Annotated in this window: 16 protein-coding genes; 8 read left to right on the top strand and 8 right to left on the bottom strand. The window is 56.4% G+C overall.

The window, feature by feature from the left end:
- The first annotated feature begins 89 nt into the window (after window positions 1–89).
- The 6 genes from clrA to SIL79_RS20130 all read left to right on the top strand — a co-directional run bounded on the left by clrA (window position 90) and on the right by SIL79_RS20130 (window position 8,459).
- On the top strand, window positions 90–2,861 hold the full coding sequence (gene clrA / locus SIL79_RS20155; RefSeq protein WP_319619915.1) for a chlorate reductase subunit alpha: 2,772 nt from the start codon (window positions 90–92) through the stop codon (window positions 2,859–2,861).
- 12 nt (window positions 2,862–2,873) lie between these two features.
- Window positions 2,874–3,854 (top strand): chlorate reductase subunit beta, encoded by a 981-nt coding sequence (gene clrB, locus SIL79_RS20150; RefSeq protein WP_108241478.1) that lies wholly within the window; start codon window positions 2,874–2,876, stop codon window positions 3,852–3,854.
- A 16-nt stretch (window positions 3,855–3,870) separates the two neighbouring features.
- Entirely contained in the window at window positions 3,871–4,608 is a 738-nt protein-coding gene (locus tag SIL79_RS20145; protein ID WP_251877795.1) for a molecular chaperone TorD family protein, read from the top strand.
- Window positions 4,609–4,637: 29 nt separating this feature from the next.
- Entirely contained in the window at window positions 4,638–5,432 is a 795-nt protein-coding gene (gene clrC / locus SIL79_RS20140) for a chlorate reductase subunit gamma (RefSeq protein ID WP_452580805.1), read from the top strand.
- 10 nt (window positions 5,433–5,442) lie between these two features.
- A complete protein-coding gene (locus tag SIL79_RS20135) occupies window positions 5,443–6,528 on the top strand; it encodes a P-loop NTPase (protein ID WP_051375859.1) in 1,086 nt (361 codons plus the stop codon).
- A gap of 62 nt (window positions 6,529–6,590) precedes the next feature.
- A complete protein-coding gene (locus tag SIL79_RS20130; protein WP_319619913.1) occupies window positions 6,591–8,459 on the top strand; it encodes a WD40/YVTN/BNR-like repeat-containing protein in 1,869 nt (622 codons plus the stop codon).
- Between the two features lie 159 nt (window positions 8,460–8,618).
- On the opposite strand, the gene SIL79_RS20125 is transcribed toward SIL79_RS20130, so the two are convergent.
- The 3 genes from SIL79_RS20125 to tnpA form a co-directional block, all read right to left on the bottom strand.
- Window positions 8,619–10,157: an IS66-like element ISSal1 family transposase gene (locus SIL79_RS20125; protein WP_076612155.1), complete on the bottom strand. Its 1,539-nt coding sequence runs from the start codon at window positions 10,155–10,157 to the stop codon at window positions 8,619–8,621.
- Window positions 10,158–10,218: 61 nt separating this feature from the next.
- Complete coding sequence (gene tnpB, locus SIL79_RS20120) at window positions 10,219–10,554, bottom strand: IS66 family insertion sequence element accessory protein TnpB (RefSeq protein ID WP_003156940.1); 336 nt, start codon at window positions 10,552–10,554, stop codon at window positions 10,219–10,221.
- Window positions 10,551–10,886 (bottom strand): IS66-like element accessory protein TnpA, encoded by a 336-nt coding sequence (tnpA, locus tag SIL79_RS20115; RefSeq protein WP_023911066.1) that lies wholly within the window; start codon window positions 10,884–10,886, stop codon window positions 10,551–10,553. The genes tnpB and tnpA overlap by 4 nt, the downstream gene beginning before the upstream one ends.
- 324 nt (window positions 10,887–11,210) lie before the next feature.
- On the opposite strand from tnpA, the gene SIL79_RS20110 reads away from it, so the two are divergent.
- On the top strand, window positions 11,211–11,399 hold the full coding sequence (locus SIL79_RS20110) for a YgaP family membrane protein (protein ID WP_319619912.1): 189 nt from the start codon (window positions 11,211–11,213) through the stop codon (window positions 11,397–11,399).
- Window positions 11,400–11,446: 47 nt separating this feature from the next.
- Here the strand turns inward: SIL79_RS20110 and SIL79_RS20105 are convergent, their stop codons facing one another.
- The 4 genes from SIL79_RS20105 to SIL79_RS20090 form a co-directional block, all read right to left on the bottom strand.
- The gene (locus SIL79_RS20105; protein WP_319619911.1) at window positions 11,447–13,327 is read right to left on the bottom strand and encodes a methyl-accepting chemotaxis protein; all 1,881 of its coding nucleotides are present in this window, start codon (window positions 13,325–13,327) and stop codon (window positions 11,447–11,449) included.
- 255 nt (window positions 13,328–13,582) lie between these two features.
- Window positions 13,583–14,872, bottom strand: a complete 1,290-nt coding sequence (locus SIL79_RS20100) for an ISL3 family transposase (protein WP_319619287.1) — start codon at window positions 14,870–14,872, stop codon at window positions 13,583–13,585.
- A gap of 21 nt (window positions 14,873–14,893) precedes the next feature.
- Window positions 14,894–15,406, bottom strand: a complete 513-nt coding sequence (lspA, locus tag SIL79_RS20095; RefSeq protein ID WP_004863699.1) for a signal peptidase II — start codon at window positions 15,404–15,406, stop codon at window positions 14,894–14,896.
- A 3-nt stretch (window positions 15,407–15,409) separates the two neighbouring features.
- Entirely contained in the window at window positions 15,410–16,306 is an 897-nt protein-coding gene (locus SIL79_RS20090) for a cation transporter (protein ID WP_004574643.1), read from the bottom strand.
- Window positions 16,307–16,401: 95 nt separating this feature from the next.
- Here SIL79_RS20090 and cadR point away from each other — a divergent pair, with 95 nt between their 5' ends.
- Complete coding sequence (gene cadR, locus SIL79_RS20085) at window positions 16,402–16,809, top strand: Cd(II)/Pb(II)-responsive transcriptional regulator (RefSeq protein WP_004364961.1); 408 nt, start codon at window positions 16,402–16,404, stop codon at window positions 16,807–16,809.
- Between the two features lie 64 nt (window positions 16,810–16,873).
- Here cadR and SIL79_RS20080 read toward each other — a convergent pair whose 3' ends face one another.
- Entirely contained in the window at window positions 16,874–18,226 is a 1,353-nt protein-coding gene (locus tag SIL79_RS20080; RefSeq protein WP_452580744.1) for a histidine kinase dimerization/phospho-acceptor domain-containing protein, read from the bottom strand.
- Between the last annotated feature and the right edge of the window lie 28 nt (window positions 18,227–18,254).

Genomic DNA, 18,254 nt, shown 5'->3' with positions numbered 1-18,254 from the left:
CACCAAATAGACGGTGACGTCACTGTCACCTGCACGCCGTCACCGGATTGTCCCGGCACGTCGGCATCATCGTCGATGAGGAGAAAACCATGGGAATGTGGAAACTGAAGCGCCGGGATTTTCTTAAAGGGCTGAGCGTGACGGGGGCGGGCGTCATGCTGAGTGGTAACGTCTGGGGACTAAACCGCCTTGAACCCGTGGGCGAGACCCTGGCCAGCGAATATCCCTATCGTGACTGGGAAGATTTATATCGCAACGAGTGGACGTGGGACTCCGTCGGCCACGCGGCACACTGTATCAACTGCATGGGTAACTGCGCCTGGAACGTCTACGTTAAAGATGGCATCGTGGTCCGCGAAGAACAGATTGCCAAATACCCACAGGTTCACGAAAACATCCCGGATGCCAACCCTCGAGGCTGCCAAAAAGGTGCGATTCACTCCACCTCCATGTACGAAGCTGACCGCTTACGCTATCCATTGAAACGTGCCGGCGAACGTGGTGAAGGCAAGTGGCAGCGAATTTCCTGGGATCAGGCCACTGAAGAAGTGGCTGACAAAATCATCGATATTTTTGTCAAACACGGCCCTGGCAAGCTGAAAACTCACCAAGGTTCGGGTAACAAGTCTATAGTCCGTCACGCCGGCCCTGCACGCTTTGCTGCGCTGGTCGGTGGTATTCAACTGGACCATATTACCGCGGTGGGAGATTTGATTACCGGTGCGCATCTGGCGTACGGTAACCCGCTGGAAAGTTTCACCTCCGATGCCTGGTTTGATGCCGACTACATAATGCTCGGCATGATTAACCCGAACGCCACCCGTATCCCGGATGCCCACTATATCTGGGAAGCCAAATACAATGGCGCACGCATCACCAGTACCGCACCGGATTACAACCCCAGTGCTATTCACACCGATCTGTGGATGCCGATCCATCAAGGGAGTGATCCATTCTTGGCCATGTCATTTGTCAACGTGATCATTGCCGAGAAGCTGTTCAAACCTGAGTTTATGAAAGAGCAAACCGACTTGCCGATGCTGGTGCGTACCGACAACGGTAAGCTGCTGCGTGAAGCGGATCTGGTGGAAGGCGGTTCTGATCAGGTGTTCTACCACTGGGATCTGAACAGCCAGCAAGCAGTAAAAGCGAAAGGCACTATGGGCGATGAAGACAAGACCCTTAAGTTGGGTAATGTCGATCCGGCCATTGAGGGCACCTTCGAGGTAGAAGGCATTTCGGTCACCACGGTATTTGAACAGGTTAAAAAAGAAGCCGCCAAGTACACTCCGGAAAAAACCCAGGAAGAGACCAATATTCACCCGGATATTGTGCGCCAGGAAGCCCGTCATCTGGCGGCGGCTAAAAAAGCCATCATCATGCTGGGCTATATGACTTCAAGTTACTCCAACTGCTTGTACACCAGCTGGGGCTATGCATTAACCCTGGCACTGACTGGACATGGTGGTCGTACCGGTGGTTTGGATACCTCCTGGGTGGTGTGGAATCACCCACGCTGGTCGGAATTGGCGGGCTTTGAAGGCAAGAAGTCAGCGCGCAAGGAAGCCGGTGGTTTGGGTGAGTTTTTGCGTGGCGGCATGATGGAAGGTGCCCGTAACCATTTCGATAACAAAAAACTAAAAGAGCGCGTCGGCTTCGATCTCGATGAGATGGAAGAGATGATGAACGAATCCATCGAAAAAGGCTGGATGCCGTACTACGGCGAAATCAAAGGCATGATTTCCATCGCGGACAACACTTTCCGTCGTAACAAGATGTCGGAAAAGTACCGCGAAGAGCACTTACGCCAGGCTGAAGAGTTGTATGTGAACATTAACGTGCGCATGGACTCCACCGCCGAGTGGGCAGATTACGTGCTGCCGGCGGCCAGCCATTATGAAGCCTGGGATATACGCACCCAGGGCTATCACCGCTTTGCCAACATTTTCACCCGCCCGGTAGAGCCGGTCGGTGAGTCAAAGCCAGACTGGGAAATCATGGCGCTGCTGACCAAAAAAATTCAGGAAAGAGCCATTGCGCGCGGTATAGGCCCGATTCAGGATGGTGATGTTACCCGTGATCTGCATACCATTCACGACGACTTTACCCGTAATGGCGCGCTCAATACCGATTACGATGTACTGAAACATATCATCGAAGATTCGCCGGAATTCGGTGGTGTCACCATCGAGGAAGCTGCCGAAAAAGGCTTCATTGTGATGAATGAGCATGCGGGCCTGAACCAGCCGTTAAAGCCAGATGAAGGTTATAACCCGTTCACCGCACAAACCGATGGCAAGGAGCCCTACGATACCTTGACCGGTCGTATCACCTTCTATTGTGACCACCCGTGGTTTGAGAAGTTGAAGTCCACAGTGCCCACCGCGCGTTTGCACGCCGGGCCTAAGGCATCCAACTACCCATTGAAGTTCTACTCGCCACACGCACGCTGGGGTATCCACTCCAACTGGCGCAGTAATAAATACCTGCTGCGTTTGCAGCGTGGCGAACCGAATATCTACATCAACCCGAAACTGGCAGCACAAAAAGGTATCAAGGACGGTGACACGGTACGGCTGTTTAACGGCAACGGTGACTTTTTTGCTCAGGCGAAGTTCTATCCGAGCATTCCTGCCGACTCGATCATGATGGAGCACGGCTGGGAGCCGCATCAGTACATCAAGCGCAGAAATATGAACATTTCCCACGCCATATTCTTGCAACCACTGGAGCTGGTGGGTAACTGGGGGCACCTGAGGTACGTTTACCACGGATGGAACGCCAACCAGCACATTCATGAATCAAGCTACGACATTGAACTGGCGAAGCCGGAAGACATTAACGACCCACGTGCCGTTTAAGAGGAAATTATTATGACTGTTAAGCGCCAGCTCAGCATGGTTTTAGATTTAAACAAATGCATTGGTTGCCAGACCTGTACTGCCGCGTGCAAGTTGATGTGGACCAACCGTAATGGCCGCGAATTCATGTACTGGAATAACGTGGAAACGATGCCGGGTAAAGGCTATCCCCGTGATTATCAGAACATGGGCGGTGGCTTCGACAAAGACGGTGCCTTGCGTTTAGGCAAGCAACCAAGCCAGGAAGACTACGGTATTCCCTGGGAATACAACTACGAAGAAGCACTGATGACAGGTACCGACCCCTGGCTGCGTCCTCACGTCAAACCAACCTGGGGTGCCAACTGGGATGAGGACGAGGGTGAAGGCGACTACCCGAACAGTTACTACTTCTACCTGCCACGCTTGTGTAACCACTGCGCCAACCCGGCCTGTTTGGCGGCCTGCTCGCGCAACGCCATTTACAAGCGCCAGGAAGACGGAATCGTACTGGTGGATCAGGAGCGTTGTCGCGGTTATCGCTATTGCGTCAACGCCTGCCCCTACAAAAAAATCTACTTCAATGAGCAAATCTCAAAGTCCGAGAAGTGCATCTTCTGCTATCCGCGCATTGAAAAGGGGTTGCCCACCGCCTGTGCCCAGCAGTGTGTAGGGCGCATTCGCTGGATAGGCTATCGTGATGATGAAGCAGGTCCCATCCATTTGCTGGTAGAAAAGTACAAGGTTGCCTTGCCGCTGCATGCGGAGTGGGGGACGCAGCCCAACGTGTTCTACGTACCACCGACGTCACCACCCAAGTTCGGCCCCAATGGTGAACAACTCGAGGAGTCGCGGATCCCCTTGTCTTATCTGGAAAGCCTGTTTGGCCCCAGAGTAGGAGAAGTGCTGGATACCCTGGCCGAGGCCCGTCAGGCCAAGGCAGACGGTAAAGACAGTGAGCTGATGGACACCCTGATCGGCTTTAAACACGCTGAAATGTTCAAGCTGAGCTAACGGCGGGAGTAACCTTATGACAAATGCTAATACGTCACTGGCTCGCCAGCTGCAAGCCGAACGGGCCGAGGCTCGCGAGGCTATTTACCGCCTGGCTGCGGTCGTGCTTGGCTACCCATTGGCAGAGACCCAGCAGGCACTGGAAGAAGGTCGGCTGCAGATGGCGCTGGATCAAGCCTGGCAGACGCTGGGCGGTGAACCCTGGCCGGAATTTGATATCAGCGAAAGCCTGGAGCAGCTGGAGGTGGGGTATATGTCCACCTTTATCCAGGGCCGTCGTGGCAAGCCGCGGGTGCCCTTGGTGGCCAGTGCTTATGCAGGTTTGGTTGACGGGCTCACCCCCGGGGCCTATCTGCTGAATGTGCAGGCCTTTTACACTCACTTTGGCTTGACTGCCGCCGTGAGCGACGAAGGCCATAAAGACGAACCAGATCATCTGGTGGCCATGCTGGAGTTTTGTGCTCTATTGTGTCACCTCGAATCACGGGCGCTGGCGAATGACAGAGATGCCGCCCCTTATCGCCGTGCCCAGCGTGACTTTTTGGCTCGCTACCTGGCACCGCTGCTGCAAGCGATACGAGCCAGCTACGCCAAAGAGAGCCATCACGGTCTGGATCCTAATCTGGAGCACCTGGTGGAGATGTTGCCCGCATGGGCCAATGCCCAGCTGCTGTCGTTAGAAACCCTGGTGGGCCCGAGCCCAAAGCCGGGAGAAGAACGAGCCGCCCCTGCCAATCAGTCCATGTGGGACTGAGCGAGCCATTACCGATGAGGAATCATGCCATGAAACTGGGTCATTTTATGAAAGGCAGCCTTACCCTGGCGCTGGTGTTGGCCAGTGCAGGCGCCCTGGCCGAGCGCAGTGAGCAAAACCCCAATATTCTAGAAATAAAGCCCGGCGATACGGTCAAGGTATCGACAATACCCGATACCATTTTTTTGCGTAGCCAGAACGATCCTGACGATCTGATTTGGAGTCGACTGCCGGTCTACAGTACCTATCTGCTGCCGGCACCGCCGGTGCATCAGTCGGTTAAGTTACGTTTCGATGACGGCGCCACCCGGGGTAAACACATCTATTTCCAGGTTGCCCGCTCTAGCGATCGCTTTTATGTACGGCTGCGTTGGAAGGATGCCACCGAAGACAGGGCAACGACCGTCGATCATTTTCGCGATGGGGTGGCGGTGCAGTATGCCCTTAACGATACAGACACTTCCTATATGATGGGCTCTGGCCCAGAGCAACCGGTGAATATCTGGTATTGGCTCGCCGACCAGAATCGAGTAGAAAATCTGGCTGCCGGCGGCTATGGCAGCACGACTACTTTAACGGAACAGACGGTGTCCGGTGATAGTGCGTACGTCACCAATCAGGTCCCCCAGCACAGCAGCTGGCAGGTCGTCATGTCGCGGCCATTAGCCGCCAAGGGGGAGTTTGAGGTGGATTTTGAGCGCGCCATCGTCCCCATGGGCTTTGCGGTGTGGCAGGGAAGTGACGAAGAGCGCAATGGCAACAAACGCGTGACGCACACCTGGATTCTGCTGGATACCGGGTACGACGGTACTACTAAAAAATAAGGATCTCTCTATGTCGGTTTCTCACTTTGATCCCCAGACCCTGGCACCCACAGATTGTGGCCGTGGCCACGCCTGTCAGTTTTGCCCACAAGAAGAACAATGCCAGCTGGATAAAGGCCGTCATGAAAAGCGGCTGATTGAATCGCGCCTGGCAGATATTGGCCAAATCATCATGGTCATGGCCAACAAGGGGGGGGTGGGTAAAAGCACGGTATCGGCCAACGTGGCCGCCGGTCTTGCCGCTCAGGGTTATCGGGTGGGGGTGGCCGATGCGGATATTCATGGGCCCAATCAGAGTCGATTTTTCGGCTTTGTCGGCCAGCGAGTGCGCTTGACTAACCAAGGGCTGCCCCCTCAAGCCTTTGCCTATGAAGGTATTGAACATCCGGTGCGAGTGGGCTCGCTGGCGTTCATGATGGAGCGCGACGATACCCCTATTGTGTGGCGTGATGCCTACAAGCATGACTTTATGCACCATTTGATTGGCTCGTTCGACTGGGGGCCACTGGATTTTCTGGTCATTGATATGCCACCGGGCACGGGTAACGAACTGATCACCCTGGCCGACATGCTGGAAGGCCATGATGTGGCGGCGCTGTTGACCACCACGCCGCAAGAAGTGGCATTAATGGACAGCCTGAAAGCGGTGCGTTTTTGCCAGGAGCGCAAGCTGCCCCTGATTGGCGTGGTCGAGAACATGGCGGGCGTCACCTGCCCCCATTGCAGCGGTCATTTTCACGTGTTTCCGCGCGCCCATCTGGCGGCGGCCCTGGCGGAAGTCGAAGTGGAGTCGATAGCACAAATTCCCTTGTCGCTGGCGTTATCCAGCGGCTCCGATACCGGGGTGCCTGTTATTTTATCCGCGCCCGATGGGGCCGAAGCCCGAGCCTTTGCGCCCGCGGTGGCGGCGGTGCGTGCCCATGGCGAGGCCATTTTTGCCGAAGCGGCCGCCGCGTCTCTGCACAGCCTGACCCAGGCCGGGCTGGAAGCCCCCGAGCTTGAGCAAGCGCTGAATGCGGTGGCGCCGGAACAAAGAGCGGCGCTGCGCGAACAACTGGCCTCTTTGCTGGGCAATAGTCAGGGCCCCATTCATTAGAGTGGGTGCTTTGTCGCCGATGCTCGTCATCGATTTATTTCTAAATATGTGAGAGTGCTGTCATGACCGAAACCCGTACCCCCAATCGTCGTCATTTCTTTCGTCAACTGTTGGGCACTGACCAACATGCGCCCAATCGCGCCCCCTGGCATAGAGTGCCCGAAGTGGGGGCCGGCGACGGGGATGTGCTGTGGTCCGGCTGGAGTGGCGATGGCGAACTGTTTGTAGTGGGCGACGAAGGTCGGGTGCTGCGCTATACCGGTGTGGCCGATGCCGAAGGTCGGTTATGGCAGACGATGGCGGTACCAGAGCGCCTGCCATTACACGGCATCTGGGGATTAACGGCCGATAACCTGTATGCCGTGGGCTGGATGGGTTGCCTGTTGCATTATGACGGTGAGCAGTGGCACAAGCTGCGCGGCGGACGTATTGATGAGCGCAGCGGACGCTTTGCCGCCAGCGAAGAAAACACGCCGCTGTTTGCCATCGATGGTAACGAGCTGGGCCAGGCCTGGGCGGTAGGTGATGATGGCGTTATTCTGCATTTTGACGGCGTTAGCTGGCAGCGCGAGACCTGCCCTACCCAGATTAATCTGCGTGCGGTGGCCTGCGCCGATAACAGTACTGTTTATGCGGCCGGCGGCGAAGGTACCGTGCTCAAGCGGGACGCCAGCGGGGTGTGGGCGGCGCTTGATTGCCCGCTGGGCTCCGGTTTTCAAACCATGTTGGTGCAGGATGACGGTAGCTTGCTGTTGGGTGGCGGCCGTTATTTTGTCGATCACGGCGGCTTTCGGGGCGAACTGGTGCGCTATCAAAATGGGATGTTTCAGGCTCTGAACTTCGACGAGCCCATGCCGCGCTTGCGCGCGCTCAAGTCCTACAAAGACGGCGTGCTGATCGTCGGCGATCAGGGCCACTTGTATTACCTGAACGACTTGCGGCTGGACAAGCTCGAAAGCAACAGCCGCCACGATCTAATGGATATTATTGTGTTGTCCACCGGCGAAGCGTTGGTGGTGGGCGATTTTGGCACTATTATGACCGCCGCCGAAGACTTTACCCAGGCGCTGGCACCGCCACCCCAGGCAGCGGATGCCAGCCCCTGGGAGCTAATGGATGTGCCCAGCAAACATCAGCTGTGGGGTATTATCGAAGGCGTTGACGGTAGCTGTTACGCCTGTGGCGAAGCCGGTAGTGTGTGGCGCTTGCGTGACGGAGAAAATAGCTGGGAAGCCTTGCCGGCCCCCAGCGAGCTGGCGGTGCACTGCCTGTGGGACAGCGGCAATGGCTTGTTTGCTGCCGGTCAGCTGGGGCGTATTTATCGCTTTGGTGGCACCGAGTGGACACTGCATTTTGAGCTGCATTTAGATGTGACCATAATGGCGATGTGGGGCAGCGGACCGGATTCCATTTACGCCGTAGGCGATGAAGGCCTGATACTGCACTTTGATGGTTTGCGCTGGCAGCGTATGCCCAGCGGCACCCAGTCTGCGTTATATGGTTTATGGGCCTGGGACAACGAACACTTGCTGGCGCCAGGCGACTTTGGCCTGATGCTGCGCTACAACGGCAAAGAGTGGACCGAGTTCAACGTGGGCACCGAGAGCTTTTTATACGGTGTTTGGGGCGACAGCCTGAGCAATATTTATACCATTGGGCTTTCTGGCACACTGGCGCACTTTAATGGCCAGCGCTGGCAGCAAATGGCCACCCGGTTGCGTGACGATCTGTTGGCCATCTCCGGCTCGCCTGCGGCGGGGGCTTATGCGGTAGGCACACGGGGTTGCGTGCTGCGATTAGAAGGCGAGCAGTGGCTGACTGAGCCAAGCGGCAGCGAGGTTGGGCTGCGCGCGGTATGCGCCACCCAGGGCGGCACCGTATATGCGGCAGGTGATCGAGGCACCATTCTGCGTCGGCTAACAAAAAAATAGCGTAAGCGTCTAGCTAACTCACCTTGCGTATCTGTATCACAGGCTGCACGGGTAGCTGTATCACACGCTGAACGCTTACCGTGTATCACATCGTGAACGCCCAAAAAATCAGTGCGAGACTATTACGGGTAGGCTGTTTGGGGTGATACACCGCTGTGGTTACATGCCTGCTTCAGGCTGTATCCACTGATGCGGCAGCAGTTGACTGATTTCGCTTGCCCGCTGCGTTGGTAGCCGCATGAGCACGTCCTTCAGGTAGGCGTACGGATCGTGACCGTTGAGGCGTGCTGACTGGATCAGGCTCATGATCGCAGCCGCCCGTTTGCCGCTGCGTAGTGAACCGGCAAACAGCCAGTTCGAGCGCCCCAATGCCCAAGGCCGAATCTGGTTCTCGACCTGATTGTTGTCGATGGGCACGGCTCCATCTTCCAGATAGCGCGTCAGCGCTAGCCAGCGTTTTAGGCTGTAATCCAGGGCTTTTGCCGTGGCTGATCCATTGGGCACCCGATCACGCTGGGCCAGCATCCAGTCATGCAGCGCATCGAGGATCGGTGAAGACTTTTCCTGGCGTATTCGCCAGCGTTCTTCATCGCTCATGTGCCGTGCTTGCCGCTCGATTTCATACAGCCCGGCAATGGAGTGCAGCGCCTGTTCGGCTAACTGGCTTTTGTTCGCTGAGTGCAGATCGAAAAATTTGCGGCGGGCGTGGGCCATGCAGCCAATTTCGGTGATGCCCTGCTCGAAGCTGGCCTTGTAGCCGGCGAAGTCGTCGCAGACCAGTTTGCCATTCCACTGACCCATAAAATTGCGCGCATGCTCACCTGCACGGCTTGGGCTGAAGTCATAGACCACGGCCTTCAGGTCGGCGAAGGGTGTGGTGCAGTATGCCCAGACGTAAGCCCGGTGGGTTTTCTTCTCGCCAGGGGCCAGCATTTGCACGGGGGTTTCGTCGGCATGGATCACGCCTTGCGCCAGTACCGCCTCGCGCAGGGCATCGACCAATGGTTGGAGCTGTACGCCGGTTTGTCCGACCCACTGCGCCAATGTCGAACGCGCGATAGCCAGACCCGCACGGCCAAAGATCTTCTCTTGCCGGTACAGCGGCAGATGATCGGCGTATTTGGCCACCATGACATGAGCCAGCAAGCCGGCAGTCGGGATGCCCTTGTCGATCACATGGGCTGGTACCGGCGCCTGGATCAATGTTTCGCACTGGCGGCAGGCCCACTTGCCACGCACATGCTGTTCGACGGTGAACACGCCAGGCGTGTAATCCAGCTTTTCGCTGATGTCTTCGCCGATGCGTTGCAGCGGGCAGCCGCAGGCGCATTGAGTGTTCTGCGGCTCGTGACGGATCACAGTACGCGGAAACTGGGCTGGCAGCGGCGCGCGCTTGGGCTGTTGGCGGGGTTCAGCCGGAGCCGCCGGAGGATTGAGGGTTTTCAGTTCCGCCTCGATGGCGGCGATGTCCGTGTCGAGCAAATCATCCAGCAGGCTGCCCTGTTCAGGGCTTAGTTGCTCGCTACGCTTGGCGAACTTGTGGCGCTTGAACCAGGCGATTTCGTGGGTGAGCTGCTCGATGATGGTTTGATCACGGTGGATCTTTTTGCCCATCGCATCGACCTGCGTGAGCAACTGGGCGGCCAGTGCGCGCAGTTGCTCAGGTGTTAGTTGGTCGAGATTGGGCAAGGAAGTCATGCCGCTGATTGTGCCAGAGCAGGCGATCCGCGCAGATAAAGCGATAGGCTAATGGCCGGCGCTACAGCATTGTGATCGCACCGGCTGCACCAACCCGCTGCCAGGGTAAACCGAGCACCAAAGCCTGAAGCTGCTCGGTGTCGAGTTCAACTTCCAAGCCGCGGTGGATGCCTGGCCAGTGAAACTTGCCTTGGTTCAATCGCCGCGCGGCCAGCCAGATCCCTACACCGTCATGCACCAACACTTTCATGCGGTTGGCGCGGCGGTTGGCGAACAGATAAGCACAGTGCGGCTTGGCCGCACCGAATACCGCCACTACACGGGCCAATGCGGTTTCGGTGCCGGCGCGCATGTCCATCGGCTCGGTGGCCAGCCAGATGCGATCGATGCGAATCATGCGAGCAGCCCGCGCAGCAAGCGTGTACAGCCTTCGCCGTCCTGCACCGGCCAGTGCACCGACAGACTGCCGGCGTGGTAGGGGATTTCGATTCGTATCGTCAGCTCTTCAGAGCTGGCCTGCTCTGAAGGCAGGATGCCGAGCGGCACCGGGATAAAGCGTGCAGATACGACCGGTAGCGGCTCGCGCTGCTTACGAATCCATTTATGCACCAGGTTGGCATTGAGCCCGTGGCTGAGCGCCACGCCGGCGACGGAAGCACCGGACTGGGCGCACTCTTCGATGACCTGGGCCTTGAAAGCCTTGGGGAATGTACGGCGCTGTCGAGACACGAAACCCTCCAGAAAGTGGCTTGAAATGGTGTCCACCAAAAATAGGTGCACACCATGCCGCTATCTGGAAGAAGCGGGGAGATGGGTTCGGCGGACGGTTACAAAATAGCCGCGAGCGCCGCACACCTGCTGAAGAGTACGGGGGAAGAACAAGGGGTAAACCGGACTGAATATGGCTGTGCTTTGTAGATCATCCGGTGTGACGAAGAGACCGGCGGATCGCTTGCAGCTGTGTTCCGTTATCACTGGGTGTGGCATAGCCATTGTCCAGAGTGGACGCTGAGCTTAATCCATATCACCTGCCTCAACCAAGGGAGAACACCGATGAAGGTCAATATGGGAACCATTGATAGAGTGTTACGGGCGATAGTGGGATTGGTGTTGATTGCCCTGGTATTCGTGGGGCCAGAGACGCCGTGGGGTTGGCTGGGAGTTATTCCACTGGCAACGGCCTTTATGGGCGTATGCCCAGCGTATGCCATTTTTGGTATTAAAACCTGTAAAACCAAATAACAGCCGTCGGCAGAGGGAGCAGTTTGCTCCCTCTGTTTTTTCCTGAGTTACAGAATAAAAGCGCTTACCAGACCGTTAAGCTCACCCGCCTGCTTGTGCAGGTCTTTCGACTGGGCGAGTGACAGTTCGGCATCGTGGGCCAGCTCGTCGGCTACGTCCTTGATGGCGGTAGTATTCTGGGTGATTTCACCGGTGACCTGACTCTGCTCTTCGGCGGCGGTGGCAATCTGGCTGGCCATGTCCGAAATCAGACTCACGGCGGTGGTGATCTCGGTGAGGGCGTCGGCCGCCGCTTCTGCATCCTCAACACTCAACTCGGCCAGATTACGGCTGGTGGCCATCAACTGCACGGCTTCCTTGGTGGCTTGCTGCAAGGTACTGATAGTGTCTTGAATTTCTTCGGTCGACTTATGGGTACGCTGTGACAGCACCCGCACCTCGTCGGCCACGACCGCAAACCCCCGACCCTGTTCACCGGCGCGGGCCGCTTCTATGGCCGCGTTAAGCGCCAACAGGTTGGTTTGCTCGGCAATGCCCTGAATGGTCGACAACACGCTCGAAATTTCCTTGGCATGCACGTCCAGGCGCTGGATCACGGAGGCGGCCTGAATCATCTCTTGCGACAGCGACTGAATGGAGTCGCGGGTTTTATTCACCTGCTGCTTGCCATGGGCGGTGCTGCTGCTCGACTGTTGGGCCGCGGTGGCCGTTTGCTCGGCGTTATTGGCAATTTCATGGGTGGCCGAGGCCATTTCGGTGACGGCGGTGGCCACCATGGTCACTTCTTGTTGCTGACGGCCCAGCTCGGTGACCGTTTGGTTGGCACGTATCGAGGCTTGTTCGGCATTGTTGCCCAGGTATTCTGCCTGGCTGCGGATACGGCCAATCAGCTCGGCCTGGCTGGCAACGAAGCGGTTAAAGTTGGTGGCCAGCGTACCCACTTCATCCTGGCTTTGGATGTCGATGCGGCGCGTTAAATCGCCACGACCATCGGCAATTTGGGCCAGCGCCTGGGAGACGCGCAGCAAAGGCGCGAGTAACCATTGCACCAACAGGCTGATCAATATGGTGGCGATTACCACGACCAGCGTGGCAATGCCCAGCTGTTGCAATAACATGGGCGTTAGCGGGGCTTCCAATGCGGCCCTGTCGAGGATCATCAGCAACTGCCAGTCGGTACCGGGGACGGCCTGGCTATACACCAGCTTGTTCGCCTCTTTCAACTTCACCGGATGCAGCTGCTGGCTTTGTTGCCATTTATTCTGATTGGCGACGGTAATATCGTCGTCGATTCTGCTGGCCGGCTGCAAGATCATGGACTCATCTTGATAGGCGATGATGGTGCCATCTTTACTCAGCATCATGGCATAGCCCTTGGCGGGCAACTGAATGGCATTCACATCTTTAATCAGCTGGCTGATGCCGATGTCGCCGCCGATCACACCCCTAATCTGGCCATGGGTGCGCACCGGCTCAGCCAGGGTGACCACGGTACCCAGACCGGTGGCGTCTTCGTAAGGCGAGGTAATAATGGCGCCGTTTGCAGCCATCGCTTGTTTATACCAGGGGCGGCTGCGCGGGTCGTAACCGGTGCGGTCGATACTGGGGTCATCGTCATACATGACCCCGTTTTTGGCGCCAAAGTAACTAAGTTGAAAGCCGCCGGACTCCTTGGCTTGTTGCAGGGCGGGCAGGAGTGCCCGATCAAGGTGTGGGGCGGCGGCAGACAGCATGCGTTGGCGCACGTCAAACCAGCGGGTTACTTTTTCTGCTTCGAGCTTGCCGAGGCTGGCGACCAGGGTTTCGCTGTCTTCATACAGCCGGGCTTTCATATTGTTAAAACTGATGGCACTGAGTGCCGCTACCGTGATGGTAATGGCAACGATGAAACTCAATAGAATCTTATGCTTTAATTTTAATTTATTCACTTTACATGTCCGGCTACAGGCGGGATTCGTGATATCGGCCGCTACCAGGAAAACTTTAACTGAATGTTAATGCTGTTCCATTATCGAGGTGTCGCCGCGCCACACCCTAAGCCCGATAGAGGATCATTTGATTCACTATTGAAGCAAGCCAAACAAAAACAGGCATCCCGACGAGAGTCGGGATGCCTGTTTTTTTAGGGTATACGGATTTAATGGTTGATGGGGCACCTTTACCCCACCAACCTGATACCACCCTCAGATGGTTGATAGATCGACCCCGTAGTTGAGTTCCTCTGCGAAGTCCGGCAGTCCGTAACCGATGCTTTTCTTGTAGAACGGAGAGACCTTCGCAGTCGGGGCCTTCTTCTTGTGCTTCGTGGTGTAGAGCATTCGTGCCCGCATCACTTCGAAGGAGTAACCACGCCCTTCACGGTTCTTGTCCTTGGCCAGTCGGTTGATGGACTCCGTGTAAGCGTTGGTGACGGGGATGTCCGTCTCGAAGTAGGTCATGATCTCTTCGCGCCAGTTGCCCACCGCCCTGACCAGATCGCTCCAGACTTCCTTCTGGCCGTTCGGAATAGTAGCTATCCAGTCGTCCAGGGCGGCTTCTGCCTGGGGTCGTGTGGTGGCGTCCCAGATGCCGTAGAAGCGTTCCTTGTGCTCGTAGGCGGCCAGCAGTTGCGGGAATGCTCCCGTCCAGGTCTCCATGATGAGGCGTTCCCGGTCTGAGACTTCGTGAGCGCGTTTCAGCAGGATTTTCCGGTCTCCCTTGAGGGTTCGGCTTTGGGAAGGCTTCAGCTCCTTCCTGAGACCCTTGCGTACCTTCTCCAAGGCATCGTTGGCCATACGCACCACATGGAATTTATCGACCACGATGCGGGCCTGTGGCAGCACCGTCTTGACCGCTGTCCGGTAGGGGTTCCACATGTCCATGCTGACGATCTCGACCTTATGCCGGTCTTTCAGCTTCATCAGGTAGTTGGTCACCACGTCCTGACGGCGGGTGGCCAGCAGGTCGAGCAGGGTTCGCTCCTCGATGTTGGTCAGGATGCAGCGGTAGCGCTTGTTCAGGTACAGCTCGTCGATGCCCAGAATGCGGGGCGTCTCGAAGCGGTGCCAGCGCCCCAGGAACTCGGCGCGGGCGTTGAAGATGTCGCGTACCGTCTTCTCGTCCAGGCCGGTCTGTGCCGCCACGAAGGTGTAGGGGTGGTTGAAGGATTCCTTCTCCACGTATTCATGCAGCCGCAGCGTCATGCGGAAGCCGTCCACCATCCCCGGTAGCTGGGGCCTGAAGGTAGTCTTGCAGGCCCGGCAGGTGTACCGGCGGCGGACCACCCAGAGGGTGACCCGCTTACCGTGGATGGGCAGATCCCGATAGGGAACATCACGCTTGCCGAACCGCACGAACTCACCCTGCACGCCGCATTCCTCGCAGGAGATGGGATCGGGCGCGTCCACCTGGAAGTGCATTTCGTCGTCGGTTGATTTGCAGCCCAGTACTTGGTATTGCGGCAGGTGAAGGATGTTGTCGGGAAGTTCGGTCATGGTGTTGTATAGGCGTAGGTGTCAGTCAGATCCATCCGGCTCGGCATTGGTGTTTGCTTTTTTACCCAACAAACTGCTGGAAACGAAAAGTAAGGCACCGAGGACAATTGCAATATCAGCCAGGTTGAAGGCCGGCCAATGCCAATCTCGCCAATAGAAATCAAAGGAATCCACAACATAGCCGCGAAAGACCCGGTCAATCAGGTTGCCCATGGCGCCACCGAGGATAAGACTGTAAGCGATGGCTTCTCCTTTATGACGATTTTCAAGGATCAGCTTGATCAGAAAAATCGAGACCACTACCGCGATTCCGATAAAAAAGTAGCGCTGCCAGCCTCCACCATTCGCAAAAAGACTGAATGCGGCACCGGTGTTCCATAGGTGCACCCAGTTAAAGAACGGGGTCACCGAAACATACTCGCCATAGGCCATTGATTGCTGCACCAGCCACTTTACAGCCTGATCAGACGCTGCCAGCAGGCCCGATATGGACAATAGGGCATACGGCGAGAGCTTTTTGCCAATAATGAGCATTATTTAACCCTTCAACGCCAAAATGCGTCTGGCACCGTTAAGTACAATGCCCCCCGCGATGGTGCCGATAATCAGATCCGGATAATTGGAACCGGTCCACGCGACCAGGGCGCCGGCGGTGATGACCCCCAGGTTGATCACCACGTCGTTGGCCGAGAATATCCAGCTTGCCTTCATGTGCGCCCCGCCTTCCCGATGTTTGGATATGAGCAGCAGACAACTGGTATTGGCAATCAATGCGACGAATGCGATAGCCATCATCACCAGCGATTCAGGCTCACTACCGAATACAAAGCGTCTCACCACCTCTACGAGCACGCCCACAGCCAAGATCAGTTGCAGTACACCAGCAAGATGCGCGGCACGTACCTGCATTTTCACGCTATGTCCAACCGCATAAAGGGCAAGCCCGTACACCGCCGCATCGGCAAAATTGTCCAGGGATTCTCCAATCAGGCCGGTGGACTGGGCGATCAGACCGGCAGTCATTTCCACCACGAACAGAAGTGCATTGATGCCGAGCAACCAGCGCAGGGTCCCGGATTCTTGCTTAGCAGAAGCTGCCGAAAACTCGGCGGCCTTGATGGTCTCCGGATTTGCAGCGACGGTTTCCTGAAGCGAGGCGCCTAGCCCCAAGGTCTTCAGTTTCGAGGTGACGGGCTCGACCTCGCCGTCATGCACGACCTTCAGCCGGCGGTTCGACAAGTCGAAGGACAGCGCCCGAATCTCCTCAAAGCCGTTCAGGGCTAGGCGAATCATTCGTTCTTCTGATGGACAGTCCATCTTCGGCACGGCATAAACACTGACCCATCTCCCTGGCGCCTCGGAGGAGGCCTGTATATCGGTATCCGCTGCGGACGTTGCATCACCGCCACAGGCGCCACCACAGGATTTGCTCATGATACGACTCCACTTGAACAATGTTGTGGTACCATTTAAAACTATAAAGCTACTATAAGGTCAATAGAGTAAAGAATCCGTTGGGGAGGAGGCTGATGCGCATTGGTCAGTTGGCGCAGTTGGTAGGGGTCGAAACACAGACGATCCGCTTCTATGAACAGCAGGGCTTGTTGCCGCCGCCTGATCGGCAGGACAACGGTTACCGTGTCTATACCGAGAAGCATGGTGAGGGGCTGGCCTTCATCCGTCGCTGCAGAATCCTGGGCCTGTCACTGGCTGAGATTCACGAACTACAGAGCTATCAGGACGACCCTCATCAGCCTTGTACCGCCGTCAACGCCTTGCTCGATGATCACATCTCTCATGTGCGGTCGCAGATAACCGCTCTGCAAGCGCTTGAGAAACAACTCGTTTCACTGAGAGCGAGTTGCAACGATGACCGGGAAGTTGAGGCGTGTGGGGTTCTTGCTGGAATTAGCGAAGGAAACATGCACCAGCAGTAGGTGAAGCATCAACCAGATAATCCGATGAGATGCCGGTCTGTCTCACTCTCATGCAAAGGTAAGATCAACCATTTAATCCGCTTACCCCTTTGATGTTGCTGATATCCACCTTCAACAGCACACTGCCCTGATCGGTAAACTTGATGGCATTACCCACCAGATTGGTAATGATCTGGCCAACCCGCATGGCGTCTCCGCTAACGGCATCCGGCACTTCCGGGGCCACATCCACGACAAGTTCCAGCCCTTTTTCGTGGGCGGAACCGGACAGCAGCATCAGGGTGTCATCTAGGGTTTCCCTGAGGGCGAATGGCATGGTTTCCAGCACCATCTTACCGGCTTCCAGCTTGGAGAAGTCGAGGATGTCGTTGATGATCCCCAGTAGGTTGGTGGCACTGCGTTCAATGGTACGAATATATTCCATCTGGCTGGCGTGCAGCGGCGTTTTCAATAGTTGACGGGCAAAACCTATCACGCCATTGAGCGGCGTTCTCAGCTCGTGGGACATGTTGGCCAAGAATTCGGATTTTATCCGGCTGGCTTCCAGTGCCCGTTTCTTGGCCAAGTCCAGTTCGACGTTCTGAATTTCAATCTGTTCCAGGGTTTCCCTGAGATCCGAGGTCGCCTGATCGATATTTTGCTGCATCTCGTCGTGGTATTCCGACAAGGAGCCCGCCATGGCGTTAATCCCCCGTTTGAGCAGATCCAGCTCACCGATGAGATTACCCTCCAGTCGGGTATCCAGCTTGCCCTCACGGATTTTGGCCACCACCCGCACCATGTCGGTGATCGGCTGAGTGACATTCTTTACCAGGCGGAAGGTGAACAGCAGATTCAGCTGCACCCCGATAAGCACTATGATAAAAGCCGCCACCGCGGCTCTGTGCTGTTCCAGCAGCGCCTTTTCCTTGTTGAGCAGCAAAGAGATATAGCCCAGGGGTTTTTCATTGAAGCCGGGAGCGTCGTCTATCGCCAGCAGACTACCGGCAGCGAAAATCGGTGCCCTAAGCACCAGGCTGTCGCCTAGCTGATCGTATTCGGTGCGGGCCAGATCCGAGATGGCGCCCTTGTAGCGCATGATCTCAAAGTCTTTGTGATAATGGGAGGTGACAAACAGCTGGTTGTCGGCATCGAAGATGGCGATGGATTTCACCAAGGTCGACTTGTTGAGCTGAGCCGCGGCGAGCAGGCGTTTGGTGGCTTCGCGGTTGTTGGCAGCCAGGCCTATCTCGCTGGCGATGGCCAGCGGCTCTATGATATTACTGCCCTGTTCTATGAGCGTATCTTCAAGCTCATAAAAGCGATTTATGGTAAAGTAACTGCCCAGAAGAATACCGACCAAAATGGTAGGAGCCAGGGCCAATACCAGCACCCAGGATCTGAGGCTGTACTTGGTCATGTTATTCGCACTGTTCATGGGCGGTATAGGTATTCCAGCTAGTTTG

It is taken from the genome of Shewanella indica (assembly GCF_033842865.1).
Taxonomy (GTDB): domain Bacteria; phylum Pseudomonadota; class Gammaproteobacteria; order Enterobacterales; family Shewanellaceae; genus Shewanella; species Shewanella indica.
Note: the sequence above shows the minus strand (reverse complement) of the source record. Positions and strands in the feature narration are given on the sequence as shown.